The sequence below is a fragment of the Candidatus Amarolinea aalborgensis genome (assembly GCF_900491745.1).
Taxonomy (GTDB): Bacteria; Chloroflexota; Anaerolineae; order SSC4; family Amarolineaceae; genus Amarolinea; species Amarolinea aalborgensis.
Map to the genome: position 1 here is coordinate 18,461 of NZ_UETR01000005.1, position 20,829 is coordinate 39,289.

The 20,829-nt window shown below is 62.0% G+C and carries 22 protein-coding genes; all 22 read left to right on the forward strand.

What is annotated here, in order from left to right; all coding sequences use genetic code 11:
* The first annotated feature begins 34 nt into the window (after nucleotides 1–34).
* The 22 genes from ACPQ6D_RS08245 (at nucleotide 35) to ACPQ6D_RS08350 (ending at nucleotide 20,775) form a co-directional block, all read left to right on the forward strand.
* Nucleotides 35–1,006: a carbamate kinase gene (locus tag ACPQ6D_RS08245; protein ID WP_423224129.1), complete on the forward strand. Its 972-nt coding sequence runs from the start codon at nucleotides 35–37 to the stop codon at nucleotides 1,004–1,006.
* 222 nt (nucleotides 1,007–1,228) lie between these two features.
* Complete coding sequence (locus ACPQ6D_RS08250; protein ID WP_423223836.1) at nucleotides 1,229–3,259, forward strand: serine/threonine-protein kinase; 2,031 nt, start codon at nucleotides 1,229–1,231, stop codon at nucleotides 3,257–3,259.
* A 200-nt stretch (nucleotides 3,260–3,459) separates the two neighbouring features.
* Complete coding sequence (locus tag ACPQ6D_RS08255; protein WP_423223837.1) at nucleotides 3,460–3,624, forward strand: hypothetical protein; 165 nt, start codon at nucleotides 3,460–3,462, stop codon at nucleotides 3,622–3,624.
* Nucleotides 3,621–4,874, forward strand: coding sequence for a threonine synthase (gene thrC, locus ACPQ6D_RS08260; protein WP_423223838.1), 1,254 nt, complete (start codon nucleotides 3,621–3,623; stop codon nucleotides 4,872–4,874). The genes ACPQ6D_RS08255 and thrC overlap by 4 nt, the downstream gene beginning before the upstream one ends.
* Before the next feature lie 3 nt (nucleotides 4,875–4,877).
* Entirely contained in the window at nucleotides 4,878–5,351 is a 474-nt protein-coding gene (locus ACPQ6D_RS08265; RefSeq protein ID WP_423223839.1) for a hypothetical protein, read from the forward strand.
* The gene (locus ACPQ6D_RS08270; protein ID WP_423223840.1) at nucleotides 5,320–5,895 is read left to right on the forward strand and encodes a nucleotidyltransferase; all 576 of its coding nucleotides are present in this window, start codon (nucleotides 5,320–5,322) and stop codon (nucleotides 5,893–5,895) included. Before ACPQ6D_RS08265 ends, ACPQ6D_RS08270 begins: the two co-directional genes overlap by 32 nt.
* A gap of 30 nt (nucleotides 5,896–5,925) precedes the next feature.
* Nucleotides 5,926–7,314: a PLP-dependent cysteine synthase family protein gene (locus tag ACPQ6D_RS08275; RefSeq protein WP_423223841.1), complete on the forward strand. Its 1,389-nt coding sequence runs from the start codon at nucleotides 5,926–5,928 to the stop codon at nucleotides 7,312–7,314.
* 68 nt (nucleotides 7,315–7,382) lie between these two features.
* A complete protein-coding gene (locus ACPQ6D_RS08280) occupies nucleotides 7,383–7,610 on the forward strand; it encodes a hypothetical protein (protein ID WP_423223842.1) in 228 nt (75 codons plus the stop codon).
* 342 nt (nucleotides 7,611–7,952) lie between these two features.
* Complete coding sequence (locus tag ACPQ6D_RS08285; protein ID WP_423223843.1) at nucleotides 7,953–8,915, forward strand: alpha/beta fold hydrolase; 963 nt, start codon at nucleotides 7,953–7,955, stop codon at nucleotides 8,913–8,915.
* 11 nt (nucleotides 8,916–8,926) lie between these two features.
* Entirely contained in the window at nucleotides 8,927–10,375 is a 1,449-nt protein-coding gene (gene ssnA, locus ACPQ6D_RS08290) for a putative aminohydrolase SsnA (protein ID WP_423223844.1), read from the forward strand.
* A 19-nt stretch (nucleotides 10,376–10,394) separates the two neighbouring features.
* Nucleotides 10,395–11,402: an esterase/lipase family protein gene (locus ACPQ6D_RS08295; RefSeq protein ID WP_423223845.1), complete on the forward strand. Its 1,008-nt coding sequence runs from the start codon at nucleotides 10,395–10,397 to the stop codon at nucleotides 11,400–11,402.
* A 2-nt stretch (nucleotides 11,403–11,404) separates the two neighbouring features.
* Nucleotides 11,405–11,677: a hypothetical protein gene (locus ACPQ6D_RS08300; RefSeq protein WP_423223846.1), complete on the forward strand. Its 273-nt coding sequence runs from the start codon at nucleotides 11,405–11,407 to the stop codon at nucleotides 11,675–11,677.
* Between the two features lies 1 nt (nucleotide 11,678).
* Nucleotides 11,679–11,891: a YwbE family protein gene (locus ACPQ6D_RS08305; RefSeq protein WP_423223847.1), complete on the forward strand. Its 213-nt coding sequence runs from the start codon at nucleotides 11,679–11,681 to the stop codon at nucleotides 11,889–11,891.
* Nucleotides 11,884–12,978, forward strand: coding sequence for a transcription termination factor Rho (gene rho / locus ACPQ6D_RS08310; RefSeq protein ID WP_423223848.1), 1,095 nt, complete (start codon nucleotides 11,884–11,886; stop codon nucleotides 12,976–12,978). Before ACPQ6D_RS08305 ends, rho begins: the two co-directional genes overlap by 8 nt.
* A 128-nt stretch (nucleotides 12,979–13,106) precedes the next feature.
* Nucleotides 13,107–13,787, forward strand: coding sequence for an NADPH-dependent F420 reductase (gene npdG, locus ACPQ6D_RS08315; protein WP_423223849.1), 681 nt, complete (start codon nucleotides 13,107–13,109; stop codon nucleotides 13,785–13,787).
* Between the two features lie 21 nt (nucleotides 13,788–13,808).
* Nucleotides 13,809–14,774, forward strand: a complete 966-nt coding sequence (locus ACPQ6D_RS08320; protein WP_423223850.1) for a DNA adenine methylase — start codon at nucleotides 13,809–13,811, stop codon at nucleotides 14,772–14,774.
* On the forward strand, nucleotides 14,771–15,895 hold the full coding sequence (locus ACPQ6D_RS08325; protein ID WP_423223851.1) for a DNA methyltransferase: 1,125 nt from the start codon (nucleotides 14,771–14,773) through the stop codon (nucleotides 15,893–15,895). The genes ACPQ6D_RS08320 and ACPQ6D_RS08325 overlap by 4 nt, the downstream gene beginning before the upstream one ends.
* A gap of 12 nt (nucleotides 15,896–15,907) precedes the next feature.
* Nucleotides 15,908–16,675, forward strand: a complete 768-nt coding sequence (gene cofE / locus ACPQ6D_RS08330; RefSeq protein ID WP_423223852.1) for a coenzyme F420-0:L-glutamate ligase — start codon at nucleotides 15,908–15,910, stop codon at nucleotides 16,673–16,675.
* A gap of 26 nt (nucleotides 16,676–16,701) precedes the next feature.
* Nucleotides 16,702–17,526 carry a DUF4058 family protein gene (locus ACPQ6D_RS08335; protein WP_423223853.1) on the forward strand — a complete coding sequence of 275 codons (825 nt, stop codon included), beginning with the start codon at nucleotides 16,702–16,704 and terminating at the stop codon, nucleotides 17,524–17,526.
* Complete coding sequence (locus tag ACPQ6D_RS08340) at nucleotides 17,523–18,431, forward strand: carbohydrate ABC transporter permease (RefSeq protein WP_423223854.1); 909 nt, start codon at nucleotides 17,523–17,525, stop codon at nucleotides 18,429–18,431. The genes ACPQ6D_RS08335 and ACPQ6D_RS08340 overlap by 4 nt, the downstream gene beginning before the upstream one ends.
* Complete coding sequence (locus ACPQ6D_RS08345) at nucleotides 18,428–19,243, forward strand: carbohydrate ABC transporter permease (protein WP_423223855.1); 816 nt, start codon at nucleotides 18,428–18,430, stop codon at nucleotides 19,241–19,243. The genes ACPQ6D_RS08340 and ACPQ6D_RS08345 overlap by 4 nt, the downstream gene beginning before the upstream one ends.
* 176 nt (nucleotides 19,244–19,419) lie before the next feature.
* Nucleotides 19,420–20,775: an ABC transporter substrate-binding protein gene (locus tag ACPQ6D_RS08350; protein WP_423223856.1), complete on the forward strand. Its 1,356-nt coding sequence runs from the start codon at nucleotides 19,420–19,422 to the stop codon at nucleotides 20,773–20,775.
* Nucleotides 20,776–20,829: the final 54 nt, after the last annotated feature.

A 20,829-nucleotide genomic window follows, 5' to 3' on the forward strand; every position in this document is an offset into this window, starting at 1 on the left:
ACCGACAATTCCCATTCTTGAGGTGATCATGACAATGACGTCTACTTCACGCCTGCCGACCGCGATTGTGGCCGTAGGCGGCAACTCGCTGATTGCGGACACCAAGCACCAAAAGGTTGACGACCAGTGGGATGCGGTGCGCACGACCACGACGCACATCGCCGGCATGATCGAGCGCGGCTGGAACCTGATCGTAACGCACGGCAACGGCCCGCAGGTCGGCTTCATCCTGCGTCGCAACGAGCTGGCCAGCCACGAGGTTCACACCACCCCGCTTGATCTGATCGGCGCGGATACCCAAGGCTCCATCGGTTACATGCTGGCGCAGGCGCTGGACAACGAGTTTCACCGCCGCCAGATGCAACGCCAGTGCGTGGCCGTCGTCACCCAGGTCGTGGTAGACGCCAACGATCCGGGCTTCAAGAATCCCAGCAAAGGCATTGGCGGCTTCGCCGACGAAGCCAGCGCGCGCCAGTTCGAATCGGATGGCTGGGTTGTGCAAGAGGATGCCGGGCGCGGTTGGCGCCGCGTGATAGCCTCTCCCATCCCCCGGCGCATCGTGGAGTTGGATGCGATCCGCAGCCTGGTGGACATGGGCTACGTCGTGGTCAGCGTAGGCGGCGGCGGCATTCCGGTGTTCGAGAATCAAAAAGGTGAGCTGCGCGGCTGCGTGGGCGCGATGGGCGCGGTGATTGACAAGGACCGGGCCAGCGGCCTGCTGGCGGCTGAGCTGGGCGTTGACCTCTTCCTGATCTCGACCGGCGTGGAGAAGGTCGCGATCAACTTCAACAAGCCGAATCAGCAGTGGCTAGACCGCTTAACCCTGGCCGAGGCCAAGCGCTACTACGCGGAGGGGCATTTCCTCAAGGGCAGCATGGGCCCAAAGATCGAAGCGGCCATTGAGTACCTGGAAAAAACGCCGCACGGCCAGACCCTCATCACCAACCCGGAGAACATCGAACGGGCGCTGAATGGCGAAACCGGGACATGGATTGTAAACGAATAAGAAGAGAAGACTTCCGAATGCGTATCATCGTCGTGGGTGCGGCCTCCTGGCCGGACAACACCGTCACGCCGGAGTCGTGAACTACCAGCACGCACTCATTGTCGTGGGTGCGGCATCCGGGCCGGACAATGCCGTCACGTTGGCAAGGTCTTTGACCTGCAATGGTTCTGATGTTACAATGGCGTCCTCTCAGTCTGCAGAAGAATGAAAGGACGCCATTTCATGCCGCCAAACCAGTCTTTTGGTCGTTACCTTGTTACTCGTCGCCTGGGTCGCGGGGGAATGGCAGAGGTCTATGCAGCCAATGACCCACTGCTCAATCGCCAGGTCGCGATCAAAGTGATCTATGCGCACCTGGCGAGCCAGGAGGGCTTCGATCAGCGGTTCCGCCGCGAAGCACAGCTCGTCGCCTCGCTGCGCCATCCCCATATCGTGCAGCTCTACGACTTTGGCATCGAAAACGAGCAGCCGTTCATGGTCATGGAATACCTGAACGGCGGCACGCTGCAGGATCGCCTGGCGCAGTGGCGCAGCCGGGGGGCTGTCATGCCGCTGGCCGAAGCGTCGGGCCTGCTGACGAAGCTGGCCTCAGCCCTGGACTATGCGCACGAGCGTGACGCCATCCATCGCGACATCAAGTCGTCCAACATCATGTTTACGGCCGAGGGTGAGCCGGTTTTGACCGATTTCGGCATCGCCAAGATTCTGAGCGATGCGGCGCAGTTGAGCGCCACCGGCAGCGTGATGGGTTCGCCCGCGTACATGGCACCAGAGCAAGCCGCCGGTCAGCCAGTGGACGCACGCAGCGACCTGTACGCGCTGGGGATTGTGTTGTACGAGATGGTCTGCGGCCGCGTCCCATTTCAAGGAGATTCACCAACGGCGGTGATGATGCAGCATCTCACCCAGCCGCCGCCGCCGCCAAGCCAGTTCAACCCGCAGCTGCCGGCGGCCGCCGAAGCGGTCATTCAAAAGGCGCTGGCCAAAGACCCCGCGGCCCGCTTCAGCCGCGTCAGCGAGATGGCGGCCGCGTTCCAGGCGGCCGTGACCAGTTCGGAGACTACACTGGTGAACTCGATGGCCGCGTTCGATCCAGCGGCGACCCTGGTATCAGGCGAGCCAACGGCGCGGCCGGCCGCGGTCGCATCCACGGCGAGCAGAACAACCCCGGCGAGTCAAACGCCCGCCCCGGTTCCTGCCAGAGCTGCGCCCAGTTGGCTGGCGCCCGCGCTGGCGGCCGTGGCGTTGATCATCATCGTCGGCGCCTTTTTGGCGCTGCGCGGCCGTCAAGGGGGTGGGATGGCGATGCCAACGGACGACCTGTCCCTCGTACGCTTCAGCGACGGCGCATCGTTGTCCGATCAGGCCGAGGCGACGTTGACCGGCCTTCCCACGCCAGCGGCTGGGACACAGGTTGAGGTCTGGCTGTTGCGCGGCGATGAGCGCCGCCAGAGCATGGGCGTTGTCACGTTCAACAACGGCCAGGGCACTGTCAAATTCGCCGAGCCAAACAGCGGCATCCTGGTGGCTGATTTCGACGCCGCCGCGGTCACCCTGGAACCCGCGCCAGACAACAACCCGCTGCCGTCGGCGACGGTTCTGCTGCAAGGAGCGCTGCCGCCCCAAGCCTTGATGCACATCGGCCATCTGCTGGTGGCGCGAGAAGACACCCCGGATAATATCGGCTACGTGGTGGGCCTCCGCGGCCAGACCGAGCGCTTGCAGGAAACCGCGGCCGCGCAACTCGCCGCGCTGCAGGCGCAGGACCTGGGGCAGGTCAAACAGGCGGCTGAGGGGATCATCAACCTGATCGAGGGCAATGGCGGTGAGCATGCGGGCGATCTCGACGGCGACGGCGTGGTGTACAACCCTGGCGATGGCTTCGGCCTGTTTCCCAACGGTGTCCATGTTGGCTACATCCAGGGCACGCTGGAACATGCCGCTTTGGCTGCCGGCGCCCCGGATGCCACCCCTAACATCAAGCTCCATGCGGCGCATGTTCAAATCGCGGCCCGCAACGTGAGCGAGTGGGTCACCAGTTTGCGTGACTTATCGCTGAAGATTGCCCAGGCGTCGAACCTGAACGACGTGAACGCGCAGATACGCGAGGCCGCTTCGCTGGCGAAACGCGTTTTAGACGGTCAAGATGTCAATGGCAATGAGCAAATCGAGCCGATTCCAAACGAAGGCGCTGCGCAGATAGCCTATCTGCACGCCCAGTTCATGGCCGACATCATCCTGACCAAGCCATAGGCGGTCGGTGGACCAATCCTGGCTAAGGGCCAGTGAATGAAAGCACTTGATCGGCCAATCGCACAACGGCCAAAGCGACTTCGACGGGAGCAATCCATGATAGCACGACCTCTGTCTGACACCCATCGGACATAGAGCGCTTGCACTTGGCGTTAATGCGCAACGCACCATCGTGGCGCAAGGCGGAGATGGTGGGCCAAATGTTCGAGCCCATGAAACAGTTGGCTCTGAGCGGCTTGCGTCAACGCCATCCCCAGGCGGACGAGACCGAGTTGCGCCGTCGCCTGGCAGACCTGTTATTGGGATCGGAGCTAGCGTGCAAAGTCTATGGGCCACTGTCCGAGTTGGAGACAGAACAAGATTGAACCGATTACTTGGCTGGCGCTGCAGCGTGTGCGGCGCAACCTACGCGCCAGACGAAATCGAGTATGTCTGCCCGCGCCACGGTGATGCGGGCATCGTGGATGCCGTTTACGACTACGCCGGCATGGCGGCCGCCACACCGCGGGCCGCGCTGGCTGCCAGTGGCAACCTGTCCATGTGGCGCTACCGGCCGCTGCTGCCGATTGCCGCAGACGCGGCCGCGCCGCCGCTGCATGTCGGCGGCACGCCGCTCTACCAGGCGCAGGCGTTGGGCGCATGGCTCGGCCTGCCCAATCTGTTCGTCAAGGACGATGGTCGCAATCCCACGGCCTCGTTCAAGGATCGCGCCAGCGCGCTGGTCTTGATGAAAGCGCAAGAGCAAGGCGCGTCCATTGTGACCACAGCCAGCACCGGCAACGCCGGCGCCGCGCTGGCTGGTCTGGCGGCCAGCATCGGGCAGCCGACGGTGATTTTTGCGCCCAAAACCGCGCCCTCAGCCAAGGTGGCGCAGCTGTTGACCTACGGCGCGACCGTGCTCCTGGTGGATGGCAATTACGACGCCGCGTTCGAGCTCTGCCTGGCCGCGTCGAAGGAGTTCGGCTGGTACTGTCGCAACACCGGCTACAACCCTTATACCGTAGAAGGCAAGAAAACGGCTGCGTTCGAGATCTGCGAACAGCTGCAGTGGCGGGCGCCAGACGCTATTTTCGTCTCCGTGGGCGACGGCAATATCATCACCGGGCTGCACCGCGGCTTGCAGGACTTGCTGGCGCTGGGCTGGATTGACAGGCTGCCGAAGCTGATGGCCGTACAGGCCAGCGGCTCGTCGGCGATTTACAACGCGTGGGCCAGCGGCGCGGACGACATCACCCCGGTGCAGGCGACCACCGTAGCCGACAGCATTGCGGCGGACCTGCCGCGCGACGGCTTGCGCGCGCTGCGCGCCATCCGGCAGACGGGCGGCAAGGCCATCCAGGTAACGGACGCCGAAATCCTGGCCGCCATCCCGCTCTTGGCGCGGCTGACAGGCGTCTTTGCCGAGCCGGCCGGCGCCGCGGCATTGGCGGGGCTGCAGGCGGCGATGCGAGATCAGGGATCGGCCATCGCGCCGGAGGCGACCGTGGTGCTGATGATTACGGGCAATGGGTTGAAGGATATCGGCAGCGCGATGAAAGCCAGCGGGCAAGCAACCATCATCGAGCCGACGCTGGCCGCGGTGAAAAAAGCGCTCAAGACAATCCAGGTCAGGTGAGGGATGAACGAACCAGAGGAAATTGATCTTCTCCAAGGGCCAAGCGCTGAGCCAACGCCCACGCAGCGGGTGGCCGAACCTGCTCCGCACACGATTTACCGACTGGATGAACTGGAGCGCGAGATGGAGACCGTCACGGATCAGCTCGATGGCCTGATCAAGCGCTACGATCCGGCAGGTGGTTTGGTTGGCAACAAGGAGATGGTGCGCGCCTGGCAGCGGATGTATTCCCTGTGGAACCAGGCCGAATTGATGGACCAGTCGCTCAACGCCGGCAGCCGGTCATACTTGGAGACGTGGCAGCAGTACGTTGCTCTGTGGGAGTTCTGCATGCGCACCGCACCACCAGACGAATACGATCGGACACAAAAGATAAGAGAGTGGGAAACCTATCATGCGAATGTCCAAAAAGTAAACGCCCGAAGACGCGCACAGGGGGTCGGAAATGGAAGCACACCTTATTGCCCCACTGCGTAAAGCCGTTCAGTTCCTGGAAGGAGCGGGCCACCGTTACGCCATCATTGGCGGGATTGCGCTGGCCCAATGGGGCTTTGTGCGCGCCACGCGTGACGTTGACATTCGCGTCCTGGTGCCCGATACAGATTATGCAAGGACGCGTGCGGCCATCCGCGCCGCATTTCCTGAACCCGCCAGAGCGCATCTTAAGGCGCATCCGTTTGTCGTTGCGGTGGAGATTGATCAGGTTATTGTTGATTTCTTGTTGGCCGGACCCGGCTACGAGGAACAGATCGTTGAAAGAGCTGTGCGCAAGGACATGGGCGGATGGTCGGCGTGGGTTTGCTCAGCCGACGACCTGTTGATTCAGAAAGTCTACAGCCAACGAGAGAAGGATTGGCTCGACATCGAGGCCTTGCTCATCGAACAAGGGAGTCAACTGGATCAGGACTACATTCGCTTTTGGATCGAGCAATTTGCCGAAGCCCTGGAAGTCCCTGAAATTCTGGAACGTTATCAGAAACTGGTGGCGAAAGTCGGACGACTGCCACGCACGACCAAATAAGACCCAAAGAAAGACCAGGCAAACCGCTTCATGACGAACAAATCAATGATCACCGGCCCCACCTTCGACGAAATGCTGCACCCTGACACCATTGCGCCGGCGACGCGCGCGCGCGCGCTGCGCATGAAGACCGAGGACCCGCTCGATCCAATCAATTTGTTCAACATCACCTGGAAGGATGCGGCCAATACGCCCTACTACCAGGTGCTGCCCAAGGCCCTGACCGGCGTGGACGCGAACATCGTGGTCCTGTATGGCAAGGAGTTCCCCACCGGCGCGCACAAAGTGGGCGCGGCCTACTCAGTGCTGGTGGAGAAGGAGTTGTTCGGCGAGGTGGACCCCAGCCAGCACACGCTGGTCTGGCCCAGCACGGGCAATTACGGCATTGGCGGCGCGTGGGTGGGCTGCCGCATGGGCTTCGATGGCATCGTGGTGCTGCCAGCCGAGATGAGCCAGGAGCGCTTCGACCGCATCAAGAGCTACGGCGCGCGCGTCATCGCCACGCCCGGCTCGGAATCGAATGTCAAGGAAATCTACGACAAGACCTGGGAGCTGCGCCGCGATCCCAAGGTGCGCGTGCTCAACCAGTTCGAGGTGATGGGCAACTACCGTTTCCACTATTATGTCACTGGCAATACGATTGTGGAGTTGGCCGCGCTCCTGCACAGCCAGGGCATCGGCAACGGGAAGGTGGCCGCGTACTGTTCGGCCATGGGCTCGGCCGGCACGATTGCCGCGGGCGATCGGCTCAAGCAGGTGTGGCCCGATCATCGCATCATCGGCCTGGAACCGGTGCAGTGCCCCACGATGTACGACAACGGTTACGGCAGCCACGACATTCAGGGCATCGGCGACAAGCACGTCACCTGGATTCACAACGTCCTCAACATGGACGCGATCATGTGCATAGATGACATCGAGTGCAAAAAGGGATTGCAGCTGCTGACCGAGCCGGCCGGCTGGGAAACCCTTAGCGGGCGCTACGGCATCCCGGCAGAAACCGTGCAGAATCTCTCGACGATCTTTGGCATCAGCGGCGTGTGCAACGTGCTGGGTGCGATCAAAACGGCCAAGTTCTACGGTCTGGGCAGTCAGGAGACGGTGGTGACCATCTGCACCGACGCGATTGACCGCTATTACTCCGTCATGTCTTCGATGACCGAATGTTACGGGCGCATGGATGAAACCGAGGCGGCCGTGCGCGTCGAGTCCATCTTCCACGGTCAAAAGACCGATTGGATCCGCGAGGGCACGCAGCACGCCCGCGCCTGCTGGCACAACCTGAAGTATTACACCTGGGTGGAACAGCAGGGCAAGACCGTGCAAGAACTGGATGCGCAGAGGGACCCGGCCTGGTGGCTTGCGCATCAGGCGATGGTCGCCGACATTGATGCCAGGATTCGCGCCGCGCGGGGATGATATCAGATCAAGACCTCTGAATCGTACCGATGGAATTTTCAGGCTGAAGATTAGGAGGACACTCCTTGATGAAAAGCGCACTCATGAACCTCACCTACGAGGTCGAGCTGGAACCGGGCGAGCAACTGACTTTGCCAGAGTGGCTGATTGACAGCGTTGGATCCGGACGTTGGGTATTGATCATCAAGCCACTCGACGCCCCTCTGGAATCGCCGCCGATTCGTGATCACGCTGCGTTTCTGAACGCCTACGCGCCAGAAGACGAGGGGCTTTATGATGACTATGCGCCCCGGTGAATTCTGGATCGCCGACATTCCCTTTACCAACGCCAGGGCATCCAAGAGGCGTCCCACTCTGATCTTGTGGCTCGATGCCGAGGACGCCATTGTGGCCCTGGTCACATCGGCAAGCCCGCGTTCCTCAACTGACGTGGGTCTGCAGGAATGGAGCACCAGTGGACTGCGAGTTCCTTCCACGGTGCGCTTGTCACGTCTCGATTGCCTTGAGCAATCTCTATTCCTGTTCCCGTTGGGAGTCATGGTAGAGGCCGATGACTCCGTCTCAAGAAGGTTTGGGCATCAGACATCAGGCTTCAGTTTTGAGCCGCGAATTTTCCTGAAGAATGAGGATATTTATCCATGCAGGTTCGTGATTCCGACGCGCAGTTCCGTGCGCACGAGGCGGCGGGGGCGTATGTCGCCGTCAACGGGGAACGCATTTTCTACCGCACCGAAGGCGACCGCGGGGACGGCAGCCCGGTGGTCATGCTGCACGGCGTGCCGACCAGTTCGTACCTCTACCGGAAGCTGATCTCCTTGACCGTCGGGCGTCATTTTGTGCTGGCGCCTGATTTCCCTGGGCTGGGACTTTCGGCCAAGCCGGCGGATCGCGACTACACGTGGCACGCGCTGGCTCAATTCGTGAGCGATTTCGTGGCCGCCATGAAGCTCCAACCGGTTCACCTAGTCATGCACGACATCGGCGGGCCGATTGGCCTGGAGTTCGCGATTCGCAACCCCGACAAGGTCGCCAGCCTCACGCTGCTGAACGCGCCGACACAGGTCAGCGCGTTCAAAAAACCGTTCGTCATGCAGATGCTGGCAACCGGCGGTTTGAACAGCCTGGCCTTTGCCATGCTGCAGCCGCGGCTGATGCTTTCGACCTGGCAAAGCATGGGCACCACCGGCAAGTACAGCGTCAGCCTGACCGACATGCAGGTTTACCGGCGCCTGCTGGTGCACAACAACGGGCAGCAGAGCTTCTTCAAAATCATGCAGGGCTTCGAGACAACCGTCGAAAAGGAGCGCTTCCTGGACGAGGGCCTGCGCCAGCTCCACAAACCGGCGCTGGTAATTTGGGGTAGGCACGACCCGGCCATCGCCGTCGCGCATGGCGAGTGGTTTGCGCAGCGCGTTCCAGGCACGCAGATGCATCTGCTCGAGGCCAAGCATTTCTTGATGGAAGACCATGCTGAGGAAATGGCTGGTCTGATGACGCCGTTTTGGGATCAGGTGGACGGCGTGCAGAGCGAGAGCAAAATCGCCCGCGACCGCCTGGGCGAACGTCCAGAGATGAGAGGCTGGCACAAACAAGAGGGCTAATGAGGTTCACCGTGCAAACACTGATTACGAACGGCGCCGTCATCACGCTGGGCGCGGCCAATCAAATCATCGAGCAGGGCGCCGTCCTGGTGGAAGGCGACGAAATCAAGGCCGTGGGGCAGGCGCGTGATCTGGAAGCGGCAAACCCGGACGCGCCGCGCCTCGACGCCCACGGCCAGCTCATCATGCCGGGGCAAATCTGCGCACACACGCACTTCTACGGCGCGTTTGCGCGCGGCCTCTACATTCCCGGCGAGCCGCCCAAGGACTTCCCCGAGATTCTGCGCCGCCTGTGGTGGACGCTGGATAAGGCGCTGGACGCGGACGGTGTGACCTTCAGTGCGTTGGTTTGCCTGGTGGACGCCATTCGGCATGGCACCACGACCCTGATTGACCATCACGCCAGCCCCAATGTCATCGCCGGCTCGCTCGACCTGATCGCCGACGCGGTGACTCAATCTGGCCTGCGCGCCTGCCTCTGCTACGAAGTGACGGATCGGGACGGCCAAGAGAAGGCGCAGGCTGGTATCGCAGAGAATGTACGTTTCCTAGGTAGGATCAGAGACCAGAGATCAGAGACTAGAGATCAGAGACCTGAGATCAGAGATCAGGAGACGGCGCGAGATGCGTCTTCCCTAGGTTCGATCTCCAATCTCCAATCTCCAAACTCCTTCTCCTCCCGCCTGGCCGCCACTTTTGGGCTGCATGCCTCGCTCACCTTGTCGGACGAGACCCTGGCGGCGTGCGTGGACGCGGCCGCAGGGCTGGACACCGGCTTTCACATCCACGCCGCGGAAGGAATGGCCGATCAGAATGACAGCCTGAGCAAATACGGTCAGCGCACGATTGACCGCCTCGCCAGCCGCGGCATCCTGGGACTGCGGACGATTGTGGCGCATGCCATCGCCGTGGACGCGTGGGAGATGGCGCTGCTGCGTGAGACCGGCGCCTGGGTTTCACACCAGCCGCGGTCGAACATGAACAACGCGGTGGGCGTAGCCGATGTGCCAGCCATGCTGCGCGGCGGCATGAAGGTCGTTCTGGGCAACGATGGCTTTTCCAATAATATGTTCACCGAGATGAAAACCGCGTACCTGCTGCACAAAGCCTGGCGCGGCGATCCGCGCGTCGCCACCGGCAGTGAGATTGCGCAGATGGCGTGGACGAACAACGCAGCCCTGGCGCGCCAGTTCTTCCCCAAGCCGATTGGGGAACTGACGCCCGGCGCCTATGCCGACATCATCTTGCTCGATTACGTGCCGATCACCCCGCTAACCCCGGCCAACCTGCCCTGGCACGTCCTCTTTGGCGCGGACGGCAGTCACGTCACCACCACGATGGTCGCCGGCCAGGTGCTGATGCGCGACCGCAAGCTGCTCTTCCTGGACGAACAAGCCATTGGCGCGGCCAGCCGTGAGGTTGCAAGCCAGACGTGGCAGCGTTTCTGGGCGCTGTCCTGACAGCATGAAGGAGATCAGCGTGCCCAACCAACAACCGTCCAGCCCGCCTGTGTGGGCAGCCTGGATGGCGAGCTTGACCAACGGCCTGGTGGGCGACCATCTGCATGCCAGCCAGAATGGTCTGGCGATTGACATGGCTTTCTACCACCTGGGCCGGCCGCTGCCGTTGACGGCCGAGGCCGTTCTGACCGCGCACCCGCAGCCGACAAGCAGACTTTGCATCCTGGTGCATGGCCTGAGCTGCCACGAAGGCATCTGGCTCTATCCTGACCCCGCCAACCCTGGGCATGACACCTCCTACGGCGCTTTGCTGCAGCAGGATTTTGGCTATACGCCGTTTTTTGTGCGCTACAACACCGGGCTGGCGCTGGCAGACAACGGCGCGCGCCTGGCAGCTCTGCTGGACGACCTGATGGCGTGCTATCCGATGCCTGTGGAAGACATTCTGCTCATCGGGCACAGTATGGGCGGCCTGATTCTGCGCAGCGCCTGCCATATCGGCGCCCAACAACGGGCAGCCTGGGTCATGCGCGTGAGCCAGGTCTTCTATCTTGGCACGCCGCACGAAGGCGCCCGCCTGGCCCGCCTGGGTCAGGCAACGACCGCGGTTCTGCACGCCGTGCCTCATCCGATTACCCGGCTTCTGGGCAACGTGCTCGATGTCTGGAGCCAGGGCGTCAAAGACCTGCGCCTGACCCAGCCGCTGACCACGGAAGCAGGCAGCGGCGACGCAGCCGAGAAAGGGCCGATGCCCTGGCTTCCCCATGCCCGGCATCATCTGATCGTCGGCGCATTGACCGAGGATCCGCGGCAGTTAGCCACCCGTGTGTTAGGCGATGGCTTGGTAGCCGTGCCGGCTGTTCACCCGCGACGACAAGCAGCGGACGCATCTGCGCCCGCGACCGATGACAGCCTTACGGTTTTACCCCACACCCATCACCTGCAGCTAACGCGCGATCCGGCAGTCTATGCCCAGATCAAGCAATGCTGCGCGGATGGCGTGGGGCAAAAGGATGAAAAGGCGTAACGATGGATCAGCAAACCCTGCAACAATTGCACGGCGCCAGCGACCTTACGACCGAGGCGGTTGATGTAACCGTCGCTGCGATTGGCGAGACGCATCAAGCCCTGGCGCAGCAGCCATATGCTGTATTAACTGCGATGAAGAGCGTCGTAGGCGACGTCACCGCGGTTGAGCAGTTACAGCGCACAATCACCACGGGCGTCTATCGGACCATTCGAGCGGTCAACCAGGTCGCCGGCCGCCTTGCGACCTACCTGTGGAATCATCTGGAGAAATAGCATGAGCGCCTATCTGACGCCGCTGCGCAGCGACATCCAAGCTGGCTTGAGAGTACGGATCATAGAAAAGCAAAATCAGCGCAGCGGCGCGCTGACCGAAGGCGTCGTGGCCCGCATCCTGACCAGCAGTTCGACTCATCCGCATGGCATCAAAGTGATGCTGGAGGACGGCCGGGTCGGACGAGTGCAGGCGATCGTGACGACCAATGTCTGATATCGCCAGCGGAATTCTGAGCCGCGGCCGCGGCGGCGTACGCCTGGTCAATGCGGTGCAGCCAGCCGCGGGCGATGTCCTGGTGCCCGCGGCGCTGGTGCAAGAACACGCCCTGGTTGAGGGGGCCTCCGTCACCGGGCCGGTGAAGCAGGGCCGCGCAGGTCGCGAGTTAGCGGCTGTCACCGCGGTCTGCGGCGTGTCGCCCGCAGCTTTCCGGGCGCGCATCCCCTTCACGCAGTTGACGGCGGTGGATCCCAACGAACGCTTCAACCTCGGCGCGGGCGGCGACATTGCCATGCGCGCAGTGGATTTGCTGGCGCCGATCGGCCGAGGTACGCGCGGCCTGATTGTCGCCCCACCCCAGGCCGGCAAAACCACGCTGCTGGAGCAGATTGCGCGCGCCATCCGCGCCGAACGACCGGCCGCGCGCATCGTCGTCCTGCTCATTGACGAGCGTCCCGAGGAACTGACCTACTTCCGGCGCGCGGTGGCGGCCGAGGTGTTTGCCAGTTCCAGCGATCAAAGCCCGGCCGAACACACAGCCCTGGCCGAGCTGCTGCTGGCGCACATCCGCACCGAGTTGGAATGTGGCAACGATATCGTTGTGCTGCTCGACAGCCTGACACGCCTGGCGCGCGCCTTCAACCTGCGCAGCAGCGGCAGGGGGCGCAGCCTCTCCGGCGGCATGGACGCCGCGGCCCTGGAGATTCCGCGGCGATTTTTCGGCCTGGCGCGCAACATCGAACACGGCGGCTCAGTCACGCTCCTGGCGACAGCCCTGATCGAAACCGGCTCGCGCATGGATCAGCTCATCTACGAGGAATTCAAGAGCACCGGCAACAGTGAGATTGTGCTGGACCGCAGCCTGGCCCAAGAACAGTTGTATCCGGCGATTGATGTTCACCGCACCAGCACGCGCAAGGAAGAACGGCTGGTCAGCGCGACGGACATGGCACACCTGGCCACGCTGCGACGCACCCTGGCCGACTACCCGCCCCGGCAGGCGCTCACTCATCTTCTGAAACTCCTGGAGCAGTATCCAACCAACGCCGAGCTGTTGCAGCATTTTCCAGCCGCCAGGTTTTGATCTTCTATTGACTTCCGGCTAGTTCACGGCTACAATAGCGCCGCGTTCAGTGCTACCTGGCCCACGACCGGACTAACTCCCTGACGCGAACCTTGTCTCCCGTCCATTTTTCAGATCGCAGGTGAATCGTGAGTGACCTTTTCAACCAAACCATCGCCGTGCTCGGCGGCACCGGCGCGGAAGGCTCCGGCCTGGCCATGCGCTGGGCGCGAGCCGGACTCAAGGTGATCATCGGCTCGCGCCTGGCGGCCAAGGGCGCCGCGGCTGCGGACGCGTTCAACGAGCGCATCGGCGCGGTACCGCATCCGCTCAGCGGGACGGACAATCACAGCGCCGCGCAAGCCGCGGACATCGCCGTGCTGACGGTGCCCTACGCTGCGCACCTGGCCACCCTGGGCGACGTCAAAGACGCGCTGCAAGGCAAAATCCTGCTTGACGTGACCGTGCCCCTCGTGCCGCCCAAGGTCAGCACCGTGCAACTGCCCGCGGCCGGCTCGGCCTGCATGGAAGCGCAGAACTTCCTGGGAGACGCCGTGCAGGTGGTGGCCGCGTTCCAGAACATCTCAGCCGAACACCTGGGCGATCCGGATCATGACCTGGACTGCGATGTGCTGGTGGCTGGCAACAGCAAGGAGGCCAAGCAGGTCGCCATCGAACTGGCCCGCCTGGCCGGCCTGGACGCGTTCGACGCCGGGCCGCTGGCCAACGCCGGCGTCATCGAAGGCATGACCTCGGTGCTGATCGGCATCAACATCCGTCATAAGGTTAAAGGCGCCGGCATCCGCCTCACCGGCGTCCTGCGGGGCTAAGTAGGTTCGGGCATAGGTGTCATGAGAGCAGCAGTTCAAGAAAGCCTTTTCGCAACCGATCAGCCAGTCGCTGAGGACGAGGCGCCGCGCATTCCGGCCAAGCGCACCTCGCCGCCGCCGATCTCTGGCCTCACAACACGCAAGGTGATCGCGTTTGGCTGGTACGGCGGCAAATTCTCGCACTTAGAATGGCTGTTGCCGCTTTTGCCGACGTGTCACCATTACTGCGAACCATTCGCCGGTTCTGGCGCGGTGCTATTGAACCGGCCCCCATCGCCCGTGGAAACCTACAATGACCTGGATGGCGAGGTCGTCAACTTCTTTCGTGTTCTGCGCCAAGAGAAGGATCGCTTGATCGAAGCGATTGGATTGACCCCTTTCTCGCGTGAAGAATTCATGCTTGCCTGCCAGTTGGATCCCGCTCAACCCCCGCTGGAGCGAGCGCGGCGCTTCTACGTGCGTGCACGCCAGGTGCGCACCGGCCTGGCGCAGACGGCGAGCGTCGGTCGTTGGGCCAACTGCCGCAATACCAGTCGCAGCGGCATGAGCGGCGTTGTGAGTCGTTGGTTGGGTGGCGTTGATGATCTGCCGCTCATTGCCGAAAGACTACTGCGCGTACAGATTGAGAACCGCCCGGCCGCTGATGTGATACCACTTTACGACACGCCCGACACGCTGTTCTACTGCGACCCGCCTTATGTCCACCTGACCCGCAGCGACACCAGCGCTTACGGCTATGAGATGACCGACGACGAGCACCGGACATTAGCCGCCGTCCTGAATCAGGTCAAAGGCATGGTCGCCATCTCAAACTATCAGTGTGACTTGATGGAAGAGCTGTACCCGGCGCCCAAGTGGATCAAACACGTTGCTGCGGCCAAGACTATCCATTCAACCAAGGGGACACGTGTGGAAGCTCTCTGGACCAACTATGACCTTGCTACTAAGCAGAAACATTCGTGGCGCAAGAGACCGGAGCGGGCATGAGTGACTTGCAGCAAGTTCTTGAAGTCAGCTTACAACGTGCAGAGCAAAGCTTGTATAAATCGTTTCTGGACAATCCAAGCGTTGCCGAACAAATTGAATACGTCTGTCGTTGTCTGCGCAACCGGGCTGGAACGCGCTTGCTCATGGCGTGTATGCTGGCCAAAATGGATCGGCCTGACATAGACCCTCGAAAGCCCTACACCGAAATCGGGACACCGGATTCATTCTCTGGGCGGTCATATGATGAAGGTTACATTTCTCATTTCATCAATCTGCATCGCCTCCCCTGTAATTCAACCACCGCATTTCTTACGCCCGCTTTTCGGAACATTAACCGCCCACTGACAACTGACATGATCATTATCGGGCGCCCTCGCAGACTCTATGTCGAAACCCTACAACTTCTGGAGGATGTTCATAACCAACAGGTGACCGCCGACGACTTGTTGACTGAGATCATCCGACTTCTGCTAATCATGCGAAATGAGAAAGAAGACCGGATGCAGGCCCTACTAAGAGGACTTGGTCAATCAGAGGATGCCCTTCCACTCTCGTCTGAACAAATCATTTTACTGATCGAACAGCACCTTAACTGCAAGAACTCCAGCCGACTCCCGGTGCTTATCATTGTCGCAGCCTATCAGGCCGCGGGAGTAAAATTTGGCGAGCGAGTCTTGCCCTTGCACAGGCACACAGCGGCTGACGAACAGACTGGCGCGCTTGGCGATATTGAGGTGTGCCTCACGAACGACGATCGCATTGTCACCGCCTACGAGATGAAAATGAAGCGCGTCACACTTGACGATGTGGATCGTGCGCTACACAAAATTGCCCTGGCCGAGTCGAAACTTCACAACTACATTTTTGTTACAACCGAGACGATTGATGAACACGTCCGCAACTACGCGAACGAAGCTTATGCGCGCACGGGTGGTATTGAAATTGCTATCCTAAATTGCAGTGGTTTCCTCCGCCATTTCCTGCATCTATTTCACCGTGTGCGCCTCAATTTTCTAAATGCTTATCAAGAACTTGTACTTATCGAACCTGACAGCGCGGTCAGTCAACCCCTAAAAGAGGCCTTCCTGGCGCTTCGCCAGGCCGCGGAAGCGGATACCTGAACGAGTGGTCCTTTGAATCAAACACAACTTGTGCTTACCGCACTGCGCGATATTCCCTTGATCCATCCCGGCGATGACCTGGCCGCCATCATCCTGGCGGGGCTGGCGCGCGCGGAACTGACCCTGCAAGACCGCGATGTGCTTGTCATCGCGCAGAAGATCGTCTCCAAGGCCGAAGGGCGCCTGGTGCATTGGCGCGACTTGACCCCTTCGCCGCAGGCGTTCGAACTGGCCGCGCTGACAGGCAAGCACCCCGGCCATGTGCAGGCCATCCTCAATGACAGCCGCAGCATCGTGCGCGCGGCCCATGGCGTGCTCATCACCGAGCAGCGCGCCGGCTGGATTTGCGCCAACACCGGCGTGGATCATTCCAACGTGGATGGCGAAAGCGATGACTGCCTGGCCCTGCTGCCGGAAGACGCCGACGGCTCCGCGCGGCGCCTGCGTCAACAGTTGAAGGAGGCGACCGGCGCCGACATTGCCATTGTCATCAACGACACCCACGGCCGCGCCTGGCGCATGGGCGCGGTTGGCGTGGCGATTGGCGTCGCCGGCATCAAGCCGGTCACCGACCTGCGCGGGCATCCCGACCTCTTCGGCATGACCCTGCGCAGTTCCGAGGTGGGCACGGCCGATGAGATTGCCTCGGCCGCGTCGCTGCTCATGGGTCAAACGGACGAAGGCCGCCCCATCGTGCACCTGCGCGGCGTCCCGTTTCTGGCCGGCGAAGGTCGCGCCGCGGAGATGGTGCGCCCCGCACAGCTCGACCTGTTCCGCTAGGCCGGTCGCGTCGAAAGGAGAGGCTGATGCCGTATCTGTTTGCTGGCATGGATCCGTATCTCGAAGGCTACCTGTGGCCAGACGTGCATCTGGCCCTGGCCGCACAAATACGCCGCCAACTGGAACCCTTTCTGCGGCCCAGATACGTGGCGCGCCTGGCCATTCGCATAGTGGGAGACGCAACCGAAAGCCTTGAAATCACGCCCGCCAATGGCGACAGGCCGAAATCGGGCAGCCAACCGGACATCGAGGTGGTCAAACGGCCTCCGCCCACGCGTCCAACTTCATGGTCCGTTCCAAGCGCCCAAAGCGCCACGCCCATATCACCGCCAACTGCGGTCGTAGCGCTGCCGGAGCCGATTCAACGCCGCCTCGTAACCATCGAGGTGCGTGATGCTGCTTCGAATGAACTGGTCACCGCCATTGAGCTGATTTCGCCGACGAACAAGCGCATGCCAGACTTGAATCGCTATCGCACCAAACGCCGGGCGTTGCTGGAAGCCGGCAAGAACTTACTCGAAATTGACCTTATTCGCCGAGGCGCACGTCCGTTTGCGTTTGTTGGGATGCCAACTTCGACCTATGCGATGGCCCTGACGCGCAGCGCCAACCCGAATCAGATGGAGATTTGGGCGCTCAATATGCCCGATGTGTTGCCCGTCTTACCCGTTCCTTTGCTCCCGCCAGACCCTGACGTGGCGCTCGACCTGGGAGGCGCCCTACGCACCGTGTATGAAGAGGCAGACTACGATTTGAGTCTTGACTACACGCAGGCGCCCCCACCGCCGCCGTTGACCGAGGCGGATGCGTCATGGCTGGCGGCCCTTCTGCAGGGAGCAGGCCTGCGTTGAGGTCGAGAGTCGTTTCGGTCTGGCGTCATCGCTCCACGCACGATGAACGCTTGACCGTATTCCTCGGCCTGGCCCCGGCCGCGATCGTCGGCCTGGTCTTCGTCGTCATCCCGCTTGTCATTTCGCTCTATGTGAGCCTCTGGGAATGGCCGCTGCTGCGCCCCGGTCGTGAATTCCTCGGCCTGGGCAATTACGCCCGCCTCGTGCAAACGCCTGAGTTTTGGCGCGCCTTACGCGTGACCATCCTGTACGCGGTCGGTGTCGTGGCGCTGGGCACGCCGTTGGCCCTCGGGCTGGCGCTGCTTCTACATCAGGTGCGCCGCGGGCAAACCCTTTACCGCACCGCCATCTTCTTGCCTGTTGCCATCACCACCGTGGTAGCGGCTATCTTTTGGCGCTGGCTCTACCAACCCTACGTCGGGCCGCTGGCCCTGCTTTGGCAGGCCTTCGGTTGGCGCCCCATCGCCTGGCTCACTGATCCCGCCTGGGCCTTGCCCGCGTTGATCCTGATGGCGCTCTGGAAACAGACCGGCTATTACGTGCTCGTTTACCTGGCGGGCTTGCGCGCGCTGCCGGCTGAGGTGAGCGAAGCTGCGCGCCTGGACGGCGCGGGCGGGCTGGCCGAAACCTGGTACGTCACCCTGCCGCTGCTGCGGCCAACGACGGCGTTCGTTCTCATCACCGGCGGCATTTTCGCCCTGGAGAGTTTTGGCCCGGTCTACGTTCTTACCGGCGGCGGCCCGGCCGGCGCGACCACCACCCTGGTGCTTTACCTGTACGAGCGGGCCTTCGCCTTCTCTGAACTCGGCTATGCCGCGGCGCTTGGGTGGGCGCTCTTCATTCTGCTCTTTCCCTTGATCTGGCTCCACTTCCGCACCTGGGGTCGCGCCGAGGTGCTGGCATGAAGCGCCGTCTCTCGGCAACCGCTTTTCTGCTGCATGTCAGCCTCTCTGTCGTCGCACTCGCCGCGCTGCTGCCCTTCGCCTGGATGCTGCTGCTTTCTGTGCTGGATGCGCCTGACAGTCAGGCTGCGCCCAGCCTGCATTGGCCCTGGCTGCTCACGCTCAGTAATTATGTCAATGCCTGGCGCGTGATTCCCCTGGCGCACTATTACGCCAACAGCCTCCTGGTTGCCAGCAGCGTTATGCTGGGTCAGGTGAGCACTGCGATGTTGGCGGGCTATGTCTTTGCCCGTTTGCAGTTCCGCGGCCGCGACCTGCTTTTCCTGCTTTTCCTGGGCACCTTGCTCGTACCCACGGAAGTCACCCTGGTGCCGAGCTTCCTGCTCATGCGTTGGCTGGGCTGGGTTGACCGCTTGCCCGCGCTGACCGTGCCTTTCCTGGCGCACCCCACGGCGATCTTCTTGCTGCGCCAATATCTGCTGACGATCCCCAGCGCGCTGGAAGATGCGGCGCGCATGGATGGTTGTTCGCGGCTGCAAGTCTTGTGGCACGTATTCATCCCGCTGGCCCTACCTGCGGCCGGCGTGGTGGGCGCCTTCAGCTTCCTGTGGACGTGGAAAGCGTTCGTTTGGCCCCTGATCATCATCCAGACTCCAACGCGCTACACGATTCCAGTCGGCCTGGCCATGCTGCAAAGTGAGCTTGGCACAAACTGGCCTCTGCTCATGGCAGCCACGGCGCTTGCCACCCTGCCCGTCCTGTTGATTTACGCGCTCGTTCAGCGCCGGACGTATGTGCTCGATTTTGGCTTCTGAAAAATGTCACGGCTTTCGCCGTTGCCTGGATGCGGCAGGAGCAAGCACCTGCCAGATACTAGCGGTTGGGAGGAATGTTCACCACGATTGCCTGCGTGGAGCAGGCAATCGTCATGTCGGACTCGGTCGAACCAGCGCGCACACCCCGTGCGCCCAGAGAAGCAATAGGAGATCGTATGCCTGCAATGACCAGGCGGCCGCGCCGCCTGCTTTTGATCATATTCCTGGCTGTTCTTCTGACAGCCTGCGTTCCTGCATCACCCACACCTGGTGGATCAGCCGCTCCATCGGGCGCGCCAACCACAACCCCGCCCGCGTCAGCGACTGCGGCCGGCGCGCCGGCCAGCGTCACGCGTCTTACCCTGTGGCATGCCTATGGAGGCGCCCTCGGCCAATCGTTCGAGGCGCTGGTGCAGCAGTTCAACCAAACCCATTCCGCCATTCAGATTGAGCCGAGCTATGGCGGCACGCTCTTCACGATGCGTGAAAAACTCGTCACCGCGCTCGCCGCGCAATCCGGGCCAGACATCGCCCAAATTGATCAATTCTGGTCGTCGGAACTGGCCGATGCCGGCGCGCTCGTCAGCCTGGACGATTTCCTGGCCCAAGACGCCACCTTGAACCGCAGCGACATCTGGGACAAAGCCTGGCAGACGGCCAGTTACCAGGGCAAGCTCTGGTCCATGCCCTTTGCGCTGAGCAACATCGCGCTCTACTACAACAAGGCGCTCTTCCAGCAGGCCGGCCTTGACCCCAACCAGCCGCCGGCCACGTGGGAAATGCTGGCCGCAACTGCGCAACAGCTCACCCGCGACGCCGACGCCAACGGTACGCCGGAGCAGTGGGGCCTCACCATGCCGCTCAAGGCTAACGAAGGTAATGTCTACTACTGGTTGGCATTTTTGTGGCAAAACAACGGCGCGCTCTTCAGCGATGACTTCAAAGCGGTGCGCTTCAACGAGCCGGCCGGCGTCGAGGCGCTGCAATTCTGGATTGACCTGGCGAAGAAGGAACGCGCGCTGCCCGTGGCGCCGCCAGACAACGGCTTCGAAGGCGGCAAGGTGGGCATGACCATCGCCTCAACTGCGCGCTTGAGCGCGCTGCGCAAGGCCGTGGGCGCGGACAACCTGGGCATGGCGCCTCTGCCCGCGCATAAACGCGCCGCCACCGGCGTGGGCGGCGCCAACCTGGCGATCCTCAGCGGCGCCAAAGACCAGGCCGCGGCCTGGGAATTCATCCGCTGGATGACCAGCCCAGAAATCAACCTAGCGTGGAGCACCGCCAGCGGCTATCTGCCGTTGCGACAATCCGTGGTGCAATCGGCCGCCTACCAGGATTACCTCAAGCAAACCCCACAGGCGCAGGTCATCCTGGACCAAATGGCGGTCGCGGTCGTGCGGCCCAATGTGCCGGCCTACACTGCGGTTTCGCGCGAGGTCGGCCTTGCCATCGAAGCGGTCTTCTTCACTGATGTCAGCGCGCAAGACGCGCTCGATGCCGCCGCGGCCGCGTCTGCGTCCGCGTTGAAATAGGGTCACGGCCACGGTTTAGCGGCAATTAGAGACTGCCGCTAAACCATGGCCGCT

Bases quoted from the DNA above. Each gene is read 5' to 3' on its own strand.
- ACPQ6D_RS08245 (WP_423224129.1), top strand. From the start codon at position 35: ATGACGTCTACTTCACGCCTGCCGACCGCGATTGTGGCCGTAGGCGGC.
- ACPQ6D_RS08250 (WP_423223836.1), top strand. From the start codon at position 1,229: ATGCCGCCAAACCAGTCTTTTGGTCGTTACCTTGTTACTCGTCGCCTG.
- ACPQ6D_RS08255 (WP_423223837.1), top strand. From the start codon at position 3,460: ATGTTCGAGCCCATGAAACAGTTGGCTCTGAGCGGCTTGCGTCAACGC.
- ACPQ6D_RS08265 (WP_423223839.1), top strand. From the start codon at position 4,878: ATGAACGAACCAGAGGAAATTGATCTTCTCCAAGGGCCAAGCGCTGAG.
- ACPQ6D_RS08270 (WP_423223840.1), top strand. From the start codon at position 5,320: ATGGAAGCACACCTTATTGCCCCACTGCGTAAAGCCGTTCAGTTCCTG.
- ACPQ6D_RS08275 (WP_423223841.1), top strand. From the start codon at position 5,926: ATGACGAACAAATCAATGATCACCGGCCCCACCTTCGACGAAATGCTG.
- ACPQ6D_RS08280 (WP_423223842.1), top strand. From the start codon at position 7,383: ATGAAAAGCGCACTCATGAACCTCACCTACGAGGTCGAGCTGGAACCG.
- ACPQ6D_RS08285 (WP_423223843.1), top strand. From the start codon at position 7,953: ATGCAGGTTCGTGATTCCGACGCGCAGTTCCGTGCGCACGAGGCGGCG.
- ACPQ6D_RS08300 (WP_423223846.1), top strand. From the start codon at position 11,405: ATGGATCAGCAAACCCTGCAACAATTGCACGGCGCCAGCGACCTTACG.
- ACPQ6D_RS08305 (WP_423223847.1), top strand. From the start codon at position 11,679: ATGAGCGCCTATCTGACGCCGCTGCGCAGCGACATCCAAGCTGGCTTG.
- rho (WP_423223848.1), top strand. From the start codon at position 11,884: ATGTCTGATATCGCCAGCGGAATTCTGAGCCGCGGCCGCGGCGGCGTA.
- ACPQ6D_RS08320 (WP_423223850.1), top strand. From the start codon at position 13,809: ATGAGAGCAGCAGTTCAAGAAAGCCTTTTCGCAACCGATCAGCCAGTC.
- ACPQ6D_RS08325 (WP_423223851.1), top strand. From the start codon at position 14,771: ATGAGTGACTTGCAGCAAGTTCTTGAAGTCAGCTTACAACGTGCAGAG.
- ACPQ6D_RS08335 (WP_423223853.1), top strand. From the start codon at position 16,702: ATGCCGTATCTGTTTGCTGGCATGGATCCGTATCTCGAAGGCTACCTG.
- ACPQ6D_RS08345 (WP_423223855.1), top strand. From the start codon at position 18,428: ATGAAGCGCCGTCTCTCGGCAACCGCTTTTCTGCTGCATGTCAGCCTC.
- ACPQ6D_RS08350 (WP_423223856.1), top strand. From the start codon at position 19,420: ATGCCTGCAATGACCAGGCGGCCGCGCCGCCTGCTTTTGATCATATTC.